The sequence below is a fragment of the Pseudomonas fluorescens genome (genome assembly GCF_041354075.1).
Taxonomy (GTDB): domain Bacteria; phylum Pseudomonadota; class Gammaproteobacteria; order Pseudomonadales; family Pseudomonadaceae; genus Aquipseudomonas; species Aquipseudomonas fluorescens_CE.
In genome coordinates, this window is record NZ_JARZGC010000027.1 from 1 (window position 1) to 12,962 (window position 12,962).

General features: G+C 61.8%; 12 protein-coding genes and 1 tRNA gene. 7 read left to right on the forward strand and 6 right to left on the reverse strand.

The genetic code is table 11. The annotated features are described in order from the left end of the window. A tRNA-Gly gene (locus tag QIW53_RS24345) sits at positions 1-76 on the forward strand. A gap of 116 nt (positions 77-192) precedes the next feature. On the opposite strand, the gene QIW53_RS24350 is transcribed toward QIW53_RS24345, so the two are convergent. Genes QIW53_RS24350 through QIW53_RS24360 form a run of 3 tightly spaced genes read right to left on the reverse strand, consistent with a single transcriptional unit; the run spans position 193 to position 2,284 of the window. Further along, the gene (locus tag QIW53_RS24350; protein WP_371052107.1) at positions 193-834 is read right to left on the reverse strand and encodes a LysE family translocator; all 642 of its coding nucleotides are present in this window, start codon (positions 832-834) and stop codon (positions 193-195) included. Position 835: 1 nt separating this feature from the next. Next, positions 836-1,606 carry a 2OG-Fe(II) oxygenase gene (locus QIW53_RS24355; RefSeq protein ID WP_371052108.1) on the reverse strand — a complete coding sequence of 257 codons (771 nt, stop codon included), beginning with the start codon at positions 1,604-1,606 and terminating at the stop codon, positions 836-838. 51 nt (positions 1,607-1,657) lie between these two features. Then, complete coding sequence (locus QIW53_RS24360; RefSeq protein WP_371052109.1) at positions 1,658-2,284, reverse strand: alanyl-tRNA editing protein; 627 nt, start codon at positions 2,282-2,284, stop codon at positions 1,658-1,660. 91 nt (positions 2,285-2,375) lie between these two features. Between QIW53_RS24360 and QIW53_RS24365 the strand changes: the two genes are divergently transcribed. Then, positions 2,376-3,356 (forward strand): LysR family transcriptional regulator, encoded by a 981-nt coding sequence (locus QIW53_RS24365; protein ID WP_371052110.1) that lies wholly within the window; start codon positions 2,376-2,378, stop codon positions 3,354-3,356. A gap of 159 nt (positions 3,357-3,515) precedes the next feature. Here the strand turns inward: QIW53_RS24365 and QIW53_RS24370 are convergent, their stop codons facing one another. Next, a complete protein-coding gene (locus tag QIW53_RS24370; protein WP_371052111.1) occupies positions 3,516-3,923 on the reverse strand; it encodes a PA2817 family protein in 408 nt (135 codons plus the stop codon). A gap of 74 nt (positions 3,924-3,997) precedes the next feature. Further along, entirely contained in the window at positions 3,998-6,445 is a 2,448-nt protein-coding gene (locus QIW53_RS24375) for an acyl-CoA dehydrogenase (RefSeq protein ID WP_371052112.1), read from the reverse strand. 248 nt (positions 6,446-6,693) lie between these two features. Between QIW53_RS24375 and QIW53_RS24380 the strand changes: the two genes are divergently transcribed. The 4 genes from QIW53_RS24380 to QIW53_RS24395 all read left to right on the forward strand — a co-directional run bounded on the left by QIW53_RS24380 (position 6,694) and on the right by QIW53_RS24395 (position 9,885). After that, positions 6,694-7,377, forward strand: a complete 684-nt coding sequence (locus QIW53_RS24380; protein WP_371052113.1) for a transglutaminase-like domain-containing protein — start codon at positions 6,694-6,696, stop codon at positions 7,375-7,377. A 43-nt stretch (positions 7,378-7,420) separates the two neighbouring features. After that, entirely contained in the window at positions 7,421-8,044 is a 624-nt protein-coding gene (locus QIW53_RS24385; protein WP_371052114.1) for a glutathione S-transferase family protein, read from the forward strand. A gap of 132 nt (positions 8,045-8,176) precedes the next feature. Next, complete coding sequence (locus QIW53_RS24390) at positions 8,177-9,109, forward strand: ABC transporter ATP-binding protein (RefSeq protein WP_371052115.1); 933 nt, start codon at positions 8,177-8,179, stop codon at positions 9,107-9,109. Continuing rightward, entirely contained in the window at positions 9,106-9,885 is a 780-nt protein-coding gene (locus QIW53_RS24395; RefSeq protein WP_371052116.1) for an ABC transporter permease, read from the forward strand. Before QIW53_RS24390 ends, QIW53_RS24395 begins: the two co-directional genes overlap by 4 nt. 144 nt (positions 9,886-10,029) lie before the next feature. On the opposite strand, the gene QIW53_RS24400 is transcribed toward QIW53_RS24395, so the two are convergent. Beyond that, the gene (locus QIW53_RS24400; protein ID WP_371052117.1) at positions 10,030-10,548 is read right to left on the reverse strand and encodes a DUF2062 domain-containing protein; all 519 of its coding nucleotides are present in this window, start codon (positions 10,546-10,548) and stop codon (positions 10,030-10,032) included. A gap of 136 nt (positions 10,549-10,684) precedes the next feature. Between QIW53_RS24400 and QIW53_RS24405 the strand changes: the two genes are divergently transcribed. Then, positions 10,685-12,907 carry a DNA internalization-related competence protein ComEC/Rec2 gene (locus QIW53_RS24405; RefSeq protein ID WP_371052118.1) on the forward strand — a complete coding sequence of 741 codons (2,223 nt, stop codon included), beginning with the start codon at positions 10,685-10,687 and terminating at the stop codon, positions 12,905-12,907. The last annotated feature ends 55 nt before the right edge of the window (positions 12,908-12,962 follow it).

A 12,962-nucleotide genomic window follows, 5' to 3' on the forward strand; every position in this document is an offset into this window, starting at 1 on the left:
GCGGGAATAGCTCAGTTGGTAGAGCACGACCTTGCCAAGGTCGGGGTCGCGAGTTCGAGTCTCGTTTCCCGCTCCAAATTCAGAAAAAACGCCGCTCATTGAGCGGCGTTTTTTTTTTGCTTTCGATTTGTCTCCAGACCACCCAAAGGCCCGCCAGTCAGACTGAGCGGGCCTTTTGTGTGTGGGCTGTTTTCACATCGACAGAATCAGGCGCCCGGCGAACAGAATCAGGATCACCCCCATGGTGCGTTCGAACCAGTGCCCCATGCGCATGAACAGAACACGCACCCGGTGGCTGGAAAAGAACAGCGCAACGATCACGAACCACAAGGCATTCACCAGGCACATCCAGGCCCCGTACAGCGCCTGAATCCCCAGCGGGGTGGCGGTGTTGATGAGGGTGGTAAAAATCGCCAGGAAAAACAGTGTCGCCTTGGGGTTGGTGGCATTGGTCAGGAAACCGGTGGTGAACGCCTTGGTCAGCGATTGTCCGGCCAGCGGTTCGTCCGGGTTCCTTGCAATGTCGAGCATCGTCTTGGGTTGGCTGCGCAACAGGTTGATGCCGAGGTAGAGGATGTAGGCGCCGCCGATGATCTTGGCCACGGTCAACAGCCAGGGCAGGGTGTGCATCAGGGTCCCGACACCCAGCAGGGTGTAAAGCACGTGCACGGAAATGCCCGCGCCTATGCCCAGCGCGGTGCAGATGCCCACGCCTCGACCGAAACGCACGCTCTGGCGGATGGTGATCGCGAAGTCTGGCCCCGGGGCCACCACGGCCAGAAAATGAATGATCGCCAGCGCCAGGAATTCACCCAGGTAATTCGAATACTGCATCTCAACTCCAGAACGTCAGGGGTGAAGCATTGCCGCGATAGCCGACAAAAAATGAAAGGCTCAGGCGTGGATCCGCCACGCCAGGTGTGACGGCGTGCATGCAGCGCGAATTGAACATGATGAAATCACCGGGCTCGGGACGCACTTGCAGGGCGGGTGCGCCGAGCAAGGCCGGGTCGATGCCGTAGCTGTCGCCGCGCAGGGCGTCGAACCGGTCCGGGGAAATATCGTGATTCCACATCTGCAGCGCGCCACCCTCGGCAGGCATGCTCAGATACAGGTTGCAGGCGAACTGTGCATCGAGGCTGTGTGCCTGGTAGCTGTCGGGTGCATCCCTGGCGAGGATGTCGTGATGGGCCAGGAAGCGGATCCCGGGCTTCACCACCCGGGCGAGCCCGACGGACATCTTGCGGCCATAGAGGTTTTCCAGATGGGCCCCGGCCGGCCAGGATTCGTCGAGCATGCAGCGCAGGGTGTCGACCGGCGAGGCGTAGGGTGCGCAGCGCTCGCGCAACTCTGCGATGTTGCGGGTTGCACGTGCGAAATAGTCCTCGACCAGCACGGGCTGGTTCTCTGCTTCATAAAAGGCCATGCCGATGCGACCGATACTCGGCGCGTTGAGATAGCCCTCGAACCCCGGTTCGAGAACCCGGTCGCCAATCTGTTTGGCCAGCGACGGCGCCAGGAAGCGTTTCACGCGCAAGGCGAGGACTTCTTCGGTGGCCAGTTTTTTTATGCACGTCTCATCGAGACGCTCAACGTCAAGCATCATGGTTAAAGTCCATTTAATTGATAGTCAACGGAACGGCGATTGCCTGCGGGCTCAGTCCACGCTGTAGTGGACCGACAGGGTGCCTTTCTTCTGCGAAACGGATGCAATCGTGACGTGGCCCAATTCCTTCAGGCTCCGTACATGGGTACCGCCGCAGCCGTAGGCCGGCAGGTCACCAAAACCGATTTCCCGGGCGCCTTCGCGCAACGAGGTCAGGCGCGGCAGGTCATGGGCGATCCATTGTTCGAGGCCGAACGCGATGGTCCGGGCATCCACCTCCTGCGCCGAATCCGTCGGTTTGAACTGCACCCGTCCTTCGCCAGGCCAGTGGTGCGCCTTGATCGGCATCCAGCCCATGGCTTGCACGAAGTGACCGATCAGGTGACCGGCTGAATGCATCCGCGTATTGAACCGGCGACGCGGTTCATCGACGCGAATCTGGGTCATGCCCGGCGCTACAGGGCGATCGACGAAGTGCAGGATGTGCTCCGGATCCTGCACCACCCGCAGTACCTGGCTGTCGCCGATCCGGCCGGTGTCAAAGGGCTGTCCGCCGCCCTGGGGGTGAAACAGTGTGGCACGCAACTCCACGGCGAATTCATGCTCGTGGGGCGTGCATTGCAGGACTTCCACGTTGGCCTTGAGGTCATCACTATGGAAAAACAGGCGAAGCGTCATAGTTCATGCCATCGTCAACGATTACGGATTTCATTATATGAATCGCGCAATTGCGTGATAATCCGTTCAAACATCAAAGGACTGTTGCGTCGTGAGCATAAATCTTCCCCTGCCATTGCTCGGCGAAATGGCGATTTTCGTCAAGGTCGTCGAGACCGGTAGTTTCTCCGAGGCCGCACGTCAGCTGGGCGCCTCGCCCTCGGCGATCAGTCGCAGCATTTCGCGCCTGGAGAAGGCCTTGGCCACGCGCCTGCTGCAACGCACCACGCGCAAGTTACGTCTGAGCGATGCGGGCGAGGAGGTCTTCAAGCGCTGTCGGGAGATGGTCAGCGCTGCCAAGTCGGTCATGGAGATCAGTGGCCAGTTCACCGATGAGGCGCAAGGGCTGGTGCGCGTCAGCGTTCCCAAGGCGGTCGGGCGTTTCGTGATCCACCCGCACATGCCCGAGTTCCTGCGGCGTTATCCCAAGGTTGACGTGGAGTTGTTGCTGGAGGACCGGGAGGTGGACCTGATCGACGAGCAGGTCGACCTGGCGATTCGCATCACCGATCATCCGCCCGCCGGCCTGGTAGGGCGGCAATTGCTGACCATCGACCACATGCTGTGCGCGACACCGCAGTACCTGGCGGAACATGGCACCCCGACCCATCCCCACGACTTGCTCAACCACAGTTGTATCTACCTGGGCGAAACGCCAAGCGATGCACGCTGGAAATTCAAGCAGGGCACCAAGTCGGTCACCGTCGGCGTGCGTGGGCGCTATGCCGCCAATCACACCGGCGTACGACTGGGCGCGGTGTTGCAACACATCGGCATTGGCAGCTTGCCGTACTTCACGGCACGTCATGCGCTGGAGCAGGGGTTGATCGTGCAGGTGTTGCCGGACTGGACGTTTCTGGCGTCGTACCACGGCGGCGCATGGTTATTGCATTCGCCCACCCGTTATCTGCCGCCGAAGTTGCGGGTGCTGATCGATTATCTGGTGGAGTGTCTGGAGAAGGAGCCGACCCTGGGCAAGCCGGGCAAGGTCGCGACGGCGTATGAGCTGCCGGAGAGTGATGGGTTGTTTTGAAAGCGTGTGCCGTCAACTGTAGGAGCGAGCATGGTCCGGGCGGCGTTCCGACGATGGGCTCTGAAACACCGCGGGGTGCCAGGTACCCCACGTCATCGTTAACGTCCATCGTCGGAACGCCGCCCGGACCATGCTCGCTCCTACAGGTACAGTTACAGGTCAGTGCTTGCTCGCGTCGTTCGACATTGCCAGCAGCTGTTTTTCCTGGTTCCAGTCGAACGGTTCGTCGTTCTGTTCGGCTTCGAAGCGCCGATCTTCCAGGGCCTGGTACAGGTCGATTTCTTCATCGGGCATGTAGTGCAGGCAGTCGCCGGCGAAGTACCACAGCAGGTCGCGAGGCACCAGGTGAGCGACTTGCGGGTAACGGGTCATCACCTGGCACAGGATGTCCTGGCCCAGATACTGGCTTTCGATCGAGTCGATCGGCAGCAAGGCACGCAGTTCGTCGAAACGCTCCAGGAACAAGGCATGGCTTTCTTCGGGAACCTGTTCGGCCTCACCCACGGCGACCAGAATGCTGCGCAAGTGGTCAAGCAAGACGAGATGGTCGGCAACGACGTTGGACACGAGATAAGTCCTCAAGAGCAAAACGGGCGCGGGAGTATAAAGCCCCCGCGCCGGTTTTTACATGGCTGGCGGGATCAGCGGACTTTCCCCGGTGCCAGGGCCAGTTGCTCCTTGTCGAAATCGTCGACGTCTATCACCTTGCGTCGCGCCACTTCGGCGGCCTGCAGGCTGTGGGCCTCCATTGGCTGCAACACGCCAGCCTCGAGCGCCGCATCGATGACGTTTTCCCCTGCCGACGGTTTGACCTGACCGCTCTTGAGCGCCACATGCAGCTTTTTCTGTGCAGGTTTCACCGCCTCCAACACGTCGCAGGCGTGCTGCAGGGCGCCGACGGCGTCATCGGCCGATTGTGGGCGGAAGCAGCCACCGAGCAGTTCCTCCAGGGTCGGATCGCCTTTGGCCCGGCCAATCACCGCCGCGACTTCGGCGCCGAGTTTGTCCGACGGGCCTTTGTGCCGGCGTCCGAATGGAAACACGATGACCCGCAGCAGGCAGCCCAGCACTTTGTTCGGGAAGTTGGTCAGCAGTTCATCCAGCGCGCGTTCCGACTGGCCGAGGCTTTCCTCCATCGCCCAGTTGAACAGCGGCGCCATGTGCTCGGGTGAATCCAGGTCGTGATAGCGTTTGAGCGCGGCGGAAGCCAGGTACAGGTTGCTGAGCACATCCCCCAGACGCGCCGACAGGCGTTCGCGGCGTTTCAGCTCGCCACCGAGCAGCATCATGCTCAGGTCGGCGAGCATGGCGAATGCCGCCGCCTGACGGTTGAGCGCGCGGAAATAGCCCTGGCTGAGCTTGTTGCCCGGCGCCTTCTCGAAGTGACCGAAGCCGAGGTTGAGCACCAGGGTGCTGGCCGCGTTGCTGACGGCGAAACCGATGTGCCTGAGCAGCAGGCCATCGAATTCGGTGAGCGCCTGGTCCTTGTCCTCACGTCCGGCGAGGGCCATTTCCTTCAGCACGAATGGATGGCAGCGAATCGCGCCCTGGCCGAAGATCATCAGGTTGCGCGAAAGGATGTTGGCGCCTTCCACGGTGATGAAGATCGGTGCGCCGTTCCAGCTGCGGCCCAGATAATTGTTCGGGCCCATGATGATCGCCTTGCCGCCGTGCACATCCATCGCGTGGCTGATGCACTCGCGGCCGCGTTCGGTGAGGTGATACTTGAGGATGGCCGAGAGCACTGACGGTTTCTCGCCAAGATCCACCGCGTTGGCGGTGAGCATCCGCGCCGCGTCCATCATCCAGGCATTGCCGCCGATACGCGCCATCGCTTCCTGGATGCCTTCGAAGGCCGACAGCGGCACGTTGAACTGTTCACGGATCTGCGCGTATTGACCGGTCACCAGGCTGGTGAACTTCGCCGCGCCAGTGCCGACCGCCGGCAGCGAAATCGAACGCCCCACCGACAGGCAGTTCATCAGCATCATCCAGCCCTTGCCGAGCATGTCCTGGCCGCCGATCAGGAAGTCCAGCGGGATGAACACGTCCTTGCCGGCGTTTGGGCCGTTCATGAAGGCTGCGCCCAGCGGCAGGTGGCGCCGGCCGATTTCAACGCCCGGCGTATCGGTGGGAATCAGCGCCAGGCTGATGCCCAGGTCTTCTTCCTCACCCAGCAGGTGATCGGGGTCATAGGCCTTGAAAGCCAGGCCGAGGAGGGTGGCCACCGGGCCCAGGGTGATGTAACGCTTTTCCCAGTTCAGACGCAGGCCAAGGGTTTCCTGGCCGTTCCATTCACCCTTGCAGATCACGCCGGTGTCAGGCATCGAGCCGGCATCGGAGCCGGCCAGTGGCCCGGTCAGGGCGAAGCATGGGATGTCATCGCCACGCGCCAGTCGTGGCAGGTAATGGTTGCGTTGTTCGTCGGTGCCGTAGTGCAACAGCAGCTCGGCGGGGCCGAGGGAGTTGGGGACCATTACGGTGGACGCGAGGTCGCCGCTGCGGGTCGCCAGTTTCATCGCCACCTGGGAGTGGGCGTAGGCGGAAAAACCCTTGCCGCCATACTCCCTGGGAATGATCAGGGCGAAGAAGCCGTTGTCCTTGATGTGCGCCCAGGCTTCGGCGGGGAGGTCCATGTCCTGGCCGATCTGCCAGTCGGTGACCATGGCGCAGAGTTCTTCGGTCGGGCCATCGATGAAGGCCTGTTCCTCTTCGGTCAATTGGACCTTGGGGTAGGACAGCAACTTGTCCCAGTCCGGACGACCGCTGAACAGTTCACCGTCCCACCACACCGTGCCGGCGTCGATGGCGTCGCGCTCGGTTTCCGACATCGGCGGCAGGGTTTTCTGGAACCAGTCGAACAGCGGCGCGCTGAAGTATTTGCGGCGCAGGTCGGGCAGCAACAGCGGGAGGGCGACGGCGGCGATCAACAACCACAGGACCAGCAGCAACCAGCCCGGCGCGCGACTGAAAGCGCCCATCGCCACCACGTAAACGGCAACGATGCACAGGGCAGGCATGGGGGCGATACGGCGGTGGGCTAAATACGCAATCCCGACAACCAGAACCAGCATCCACAACAGCAGCATATTTAATCCTCCGGGAAACAAGGGCAAAAACAACCTTCAGAGCTTAGACGGCATCCGCGAAACCGGTGAGTCAGAGCGGTGTGATTGAAATCGTGGGAAATCTTCAAAGGGTTCGTAGGATCGGTTGGCAGCACAGCGCACCAATCGTTCGAGGGGCGGGCGGCAAAGCGTCCATGTTTGGCCGAAACGTCGTTATCTCTGTGCTGAACCTGTCGCTAGACTCGTGGCTTATTCAGGAGATTGTTCGCATGCACGAGTATTTGAGTCCCGGTCTCTTCATCGATAGTGACCATCCGTCGGTGGTGGAGTTCGCCGAAAAACACCGTGGCAAAGGTCGCGATCCGCTCGAACAGGCGATCAATCTCTACTACGCAGTGCGTGAGGCCGTGCGGTACAACCCCTACACCTTCAGTCGCGACCCCGGCACCCTGCGCGGCAGCCACGCACTGGCGGCCGGGGAAAGTTACTGCGTACCCAAGGCCACGCTGCTGGCCGGTGCTGCTCGCCACTGCGGGATTGCCGCGCGGATCGGCCTGGCGGATGTGCGCAATCATCTGTCGACCCCGCGCCTGCTGGCGTTGCTCAAGAGCGATGTGTTCGCCATGCACGGTTATACCGAACTGTTCCTGAACGGCCGCTGGGTCAAGGCCACGCCGGCGTTCAATCAGCAGTTGTGTGAACTGTTCAAGGTGGCGCCGCTGGAATTCGATGGCGTCAACGACAGCGTGTTCCACCCCTTCAATCGCGACGGCGAGCCGTTGATGGAGTATCTGGTCGACCACGGCCAGTTCGCCGACGTACCGCAGGCCTTCTTTTTCGAGCACCTGAAAAAGTGCTACCCGCATTTGTTCGGCGAAGCATTGCCGCTGCTGCTGGGTGACATGCAAAGCGATATGCAGGCTGATGTGCTGGCGGATGCGAGCCGCACCTGATCCGGCGTATGCTGCCCTGGCATTCATCCATCAAGAGGCAGCCATGCTGAAAATCTGGGGTCGGAAAAATTCGTCGAATGTCAGGAAGCCCTTGTGGGCGGCCGAAGAGCTGGACCTGGCCTATGAAGCCATCGATGCGGGCGGTGCCTTTGGCGTCGTCGACACGCCGCAGTACCGGGCGATGAACCCCAATGGCCGGGTGCCGGTGATCGAGGACGATGGTTTCGTGCTGTGGGAGTCCAATGCGATCGTGCGCTACCTGTTGGCCCGGCATGCCCCGGGCACCGCGTGGTATCCGGACGACCTGAAGGCGCGCGCCATTGCCGACAAGTGGATGGACTGGACCACATCGAGTTTTGCCGGCCCGTTCCGCACGGTGTTCTGGGGTGTTCTGCGCACGCCGGCCGATCAGCAGGACTGGCCCGCCATCCATGCGGCGATCAGGGAATGCGACACCTTGTTGTCGATGGCCGATCAGGCGCTGGCGCTCAAGCCGTACCTGTCGGGCGATGAAATCGGCATGGGCGACATCCCCCTCGGCAGTTTCATTTATGCCTGGTTCGAGATGCCGATCGAGCGTGCCCCGCAACCTCACCTGCAAGCCTGGTACGCACGGCTGCAGCAGCGTCCGGCGTATCGCAAGGCCGTCATGACCGCTTTGACTTAATACTGACTATCGACACACTTCACTGTACTTGTGTGGCGGCGACACGCACCATTGTGCTCTTGCGCTTCGGTTGCGTTGTGCGCCGCCCGCCCTTATTTGTTCTTTTTCTCCTTCTTGGTGCGTAGACCCGATATGAGTTCCGCTCTGTCCATCCGGCAGCTAACCAAAACCTACGGCAACGGTTTCCAGGCCCTGAGTGGTATCGATCTGGACGTCGCCGAAGGTGACTTTTTCGCCTTGCTCGGCCCTAACGGTGCCGGCAAATCCACGACCATCGGCATTCTCTCGACCCTGGTGAACAAGACCAGCGGCACGGTGAATATCTTTGGCCACGACCTGGACCGAAATCCTGCGCAGCTCAAGCGCTCCATCGGCGTCGTGCCGCAGGAATTCAACTTCAACCAGTTCGAAAAAACCTTCGACATCGTCGTGACCCAGGCGGGTTACTACGGCATCCCGCCGAAAGTCGCCAAGCAACGCGCCGAGCAGTACCTGACCCAGCTCGGCCTGTGGGACAAGCGCGATGTACCGTCACGTTCGCTGTCTGGCGGCATGAAGCGTCGCCTGATGATCGCCCGTGCGCTGGTCCACGAACCGCGCCTGCTGATCCTCGACGAGCCGACGGCGGGGGTGGATATCGAACTGCGTCGTTCGATGTGGACCTTCCTCACCGAACTGAACCAGAAAGGCATCACCATCATCCTCACCACGCATTACCTGGAGGAGGCTGAGCAGTTGTGCCGTCATATCGGGATCATCGACCACGGCACCATCGTCGAGAACACCAGCATGAAACAGCTGCTGGGCCAATTGCATGTGGAGACCTTCCTGCTCGACACCCGCAACGCACTGAGTGTCGCGCCGCAGTTGCTCGGTTACCCGTGCCGATTGCTCGATGCGCATACCCTTGAGGTCCAGGTCGAGAAGACCATGGGCATCACCGCGCTGTTCACCCAGCTGGCGCAGCAGAACATCGAAGTATTGAGCCTGCGTAACAAAACCAATCGTCTCGAGGAGTTGTTCGTGTCCCTGGTGGAGAAAAATCTGTCGAAGGTGGCCGTATGAATTCCGAGCTGCGACCCAACCTCGTCGCCCTCAACACCATCGTTTACCGTGAGGTCAGGCGCTTCACGCGGATCTGGCCGCAGACCTTGCTGCCACCGGCCATCACCATGGTTCTGTACTTTGTCATTTTCGGTAACCTGATTGGCCGGCAGATCGGTGACATGGGTGGTTTCACCTACATGGAATACATCGTGCCGGGGCTGATCATGATGTCGGTGATCACCAACTCCTATGGCAACGTGGTGTCGAGTTTCTTCGGCAGCAAGTTCCAGCGCTCCATCGAGGAATTGATGGTGTCGCCGGTATCGCCGCACACCATCCTGATCGGCTTTACCCTCGGCGGTGTGCTGCGCGGGTTGATGGTCGGGCTGATTGTCACGCTGCTGTCGATGTTCTTCACCCACCTGCAGGTGCATCACCTGGGCATCACCATTCTGGTCGTGGTGCTGACGGCGACGATCTTCTCGCTGCTGGGTTTCATCAACGCAGTGTTTGCGCGCAACTTCGATGACATTTCGATCATCCCGACCTTCGTGCTGACGCCACTGACCTACCTGGGCGGTGTGTTCTATTCGATCTCGTTGCTGTCGCCGTTCTGGCAGACCGTTTCCCTGGCGAACCCTGTGTTGCACATGGTCAATGCCTTCCGCTTCGGCATCCTGGGGGTGTCGGACATCAGGATCAGCGTGGCGATCACTTTCATGCTGGTGGCCACGGTGGTGCTGTATGTCGGCTGCGCGCGGTTGCTGGTGAGTGGGCGAGGGATGAGGACTTAAGGGATTTCTTCGGGGGGCTATGGGTCTGTGCGCGTATCCATTTCACGGGTGTAGATCCATTTTATTTGTGAGGGCGGCTGGCGGAACCATAATCCGCCATCACCCAAAAAACGGATATTTACCCAGTCCAAAACAGAACCGAGGTCACCCCATCCGCCTTTTCTTGCGCCGCGCCCACTGCCGACTCACCCACCACCGCCAGTACACCATCACCAGACAATACGCGAGCGCGCCCAGCAGCAGGCCTGTCACCACCGATCCCAGCAGGAAGGGTTGCCACAAGGTCGACAACTCGCCGCTGATCCATTCCCAGGTCAATTCGTCCGGCAAGGTCCTGGCGGGCACGTTCATCAGCCAGGCGCCCATCTGATAGGTGCAGAAAAACACCGCCGGCATGGTGATCGGGTTGGTCAGCCAGACCAGGCTGACGGCGATCGGCATATTGCCGCGCACCACGACGGCCAGGGCAGCGGCCACCAGCATTTGCATGGGAATCGGCAGGAACGCCGCGAACAGCCCCACCGCCATGGCACGGGCCACCGAGTGGCGATTGAGGTGCCAGAGGTTCGGGTCATGCAGCAGGGTGCCGAGAAAGCGCAAGGATTGATGTTCCCTGATGCTGGTCGGGTCTGGCATGTAACGTTTGAATAAGCGCCGGGGCATAGGGCTTCTCGGTCGGTCAAGGCGGCAAGTATGTCTGGATTCCATGAACCGCCTATTCAGAGTTTGTGACAATTATTGACCACGCTCGTGCCGTCAGCCGGCTATGACTAGAAGGGGGACTCTCAAGGACGGGCTTATGCGCACAGGGATGATGGCGCTGGCGTTGGGTCTGCTGACCTTGCGTTTTTTACCGGCATTGCCGCCGGTCTGGTTGTGGGGGGTGTTGCCGGTGGCCGCTTTGATGCTGTTGCCGTTCAGAACCTACCCTTTGGCGTTTTTCCTCTTCGGCTTCAGTTGGGCCTGCGCGAGTGCGCAATGGGCGCTGGAGGATCGCCTGGCGTTCGATCTCGATGGTGAAACCCGTTGGGTCGAGGGACGGGTGGTGGGTTTGCCGCAAAACGGCGAAGGGGTGGTTCGATTCGAATTGACCGACGTCCGTTCGCGTCGGGCAAAGGTGCCGCAAAGCCTGCGCCTGGCCTGGTACGACGGGCCGCCGGTCAACAGCGGCGAACGGTGGCGGCTGGCGGTGAAGTTGAAGCGTCCGGCCGGGTTGCTCAATCCTCATGCCTTCGACTACGACGCCTGGTTGCTGGCGCAACGCATCGGCAGCACCGGCATCGTCAAGGCTGGCCAGCGCCTCGCCGAAGCCCGTTGGGCCTGGCGCGACGACGTGCGCAAACACTTGCAGGCAGTGGATGCCCAGGGCCGGGCCGGGGCTCTGGCGGCGCTGGTGCTGGGCGACGGCGCCGGGCTCACCCGCGAAGATTGGCAGGTGCTGCAGGACACTGGCACCGTGCACCTGCTGGTGATTTCCGGGCAGCACATCGGCCTGCTGGCCGGCGTGATGTACCTGTTGATCGCCGGTTTGGCTCGTTACGGGCTATGGCCGAACCGTTTGCCGTGGCTGCCCTGGGCGTGCGGGCTGGCATTCGCCTCGGCGCTGGGCTACGGGCTGCTGGCGGGGTTCGAAGTGCCCGTGCGGCGGGCCTGCGTGATGATCGGCCTGGTGCTGTTGTGGCGCCTGCGTTTTCGCCACCTTGGCGCCTGGTGGCCGCTGTTGCTGGCCCTGAATGCGGTTCTGCTGTTCGATCCGCTGGTCAGCCTGCTGCCGGGTTTCTGGTTGTCCTTCGCGGCGGTGGCGGTGCTGATCTTCACTTTTGGCGGCCGCCTCGGGCCCTGGCGATGGTGGCAGACCTGGACCCGCGCACAATGGTTGATGGCCATCGGCTTGGGCCCCTTGCTGCTGGTGCTGGGATTGCCGATCAGCCTCAGCGGCCCGCTCGCCAATCTGCTGGCGGTGCCCTGGATCAGTCTGCTGGTGTTGCCGCTGGCCTTGTCGGGCACGCTGTTGCTGCCTGTCCCTTACGTGGGAGAAGGCTTGCTGTGGCTGGCCGGCGGGCTGATCGACGGGCTGTTCAAGGGCCTTGCATGGCTGGCCGGGCACGCGCCGGCGTGGGTGCCGGTGGCGATTCCATTCTGGGCGTGGGCCTTGGCAAGCCTTGGCGCACTGCTCCTGTTGCTGCCCCGTGGCGTACCGCTGCGTCCGTTGGGGTGGCCGCTGCTGCTGATGCTGGTGTTCGCGCCCAGGCCCCAGTTGGCCGAAGGCATCGCCGAAGTCTGGCAACTGGATGTCGGCCAGGGGCTGGCGACGCTGGTGCGAACCCGTCATCACACCTTGCTGTACGACAGCGGTCCACGCTTGCGCGACGTCGACCTTGGCGAGCGTGTCGTCCTGCCGACCTTGCGCAAACTGGGCGTGGACCGGCTCGACCTGATGTTGATCAGTCATGCGGACGCCGATCATGCAGGCGGCGCGCAGGCGATTGCCAAGGGGCTGGCGGTGACCCGGGTCATCAGCGGCGACCCCGTGGCGCTGCCCGATGAATTGCACGCGCAGCCGTGTGACAGCGGCCAGCAATGGAGCTGGGATGGTGTCAGCTTCCAGCTCTGGCAATGGCCCCAGGCCTCGGACAGCAATCAGAAGTCCTGTGTGCTGCAGATCGAGGCCAAGGGTGAACGTTTGTTGCTCAGCGGTGACATCGACAGCGCCGCCGAGCGCGCCCTGCTCGACAGTCCGCTGGCCGTGCCCACCCAGTGGTTGCAGGCGCCGCACCATGGCAGCCGCAGTTCGTCCTCGATGGCCTTGCTGGCGACGCTGCAACCCACAGCGGTGCTGATTTCACGTGGCAACGGCAATTCGTTCGGCCACCCGCATCCCAGGGTCATGGCGCGGTATCGAAAGCGCGGCATGATCGTGCATGACAGCGCCGAGCAGGGCGCCATTCGTCTGCGTCTTGGACGCTTCGAGCCGGCCTGGACGATGCGTCAGCAACGGCGTTTCTGGCGTCTCGCGCCCTGAGCGCCGCCTGTCTACGCCCGACCGGATGCGACATCACGCGCTTCGGTGAACCGAC

Bases quoted from the DNA above. Each gene is read 5' to 3' on its own strand.
- QIW53_RS24360 (WP_371052109.1), bottom strand. From the start codon at position 2,284: ATGACGCTTCGCCTGTTTTTCCATAGTGATGACCTCAAGGCCAACGTG.
- QIW53_RS24390 (WP_371052115.1), top strand. From the start codon at position 8,177: ATGAGTTCCGCTCTGTCCATCCGGCAGCTAACCAAAACCTACGGCAAC.
- QIW53_RS24400 (WP_371052117.1), bottom strand. From the start codon at position 10,548: ATGCCCCGGCGCTTATTCAAACGTTACATGCCAGACCCGACCAGCATC.
- QIW53_RS24355 (WP_371052108.1), bottom strand. From the start codon at position 1,606: ATGATGCTTGACGTTGAGCGTCTCGATGAGACGTGCATAAAAAAACTG.
- QIW53_RS24350 (WP_371052107.1), bottom strand. From the start codon at position 834: ATGCAGTATTCGAATTACCTGGGTGAATTCCTGGCGCTGGCGATCATT.
- QIW53_RS24395 (WP_371052116.1), top strand. From the start codon at position 9,106: ATGAATTCCGAGCTGCGACCCAACCTCGTCGCCCTCAACACCATCGTT.
- QIW53_RS24385 (WP_371052114.1), top strand. From the start codon at position 7,421: ATGCTGAAAATCTGGGGTCGGAAAAATTCGTCGAATGTCAGGAAGCCC.
- QIW53_RS24380 (WP_371052113.1), top strand. From the start codon at position 6,694: ATGCACGAGTATTTGAGTCCCGGTCTCTTCATCGATAGTGACCATCCG.
- QIW53_RS24375 (WP_371052112.1), bottom strand. From the start codon at position 6,445: ATGCTGCTGTTGTGGATGCTGGTTCTGGTTGTCGGGATTGCGTATTTA.
- QIW53_RS24405 (WP_371052118.1), top strand. From the start codon at position 10,685: ATGCGCACAGGGATGATGGCGCTGGCGTTGGGTCTGCTGACCTTGCGT.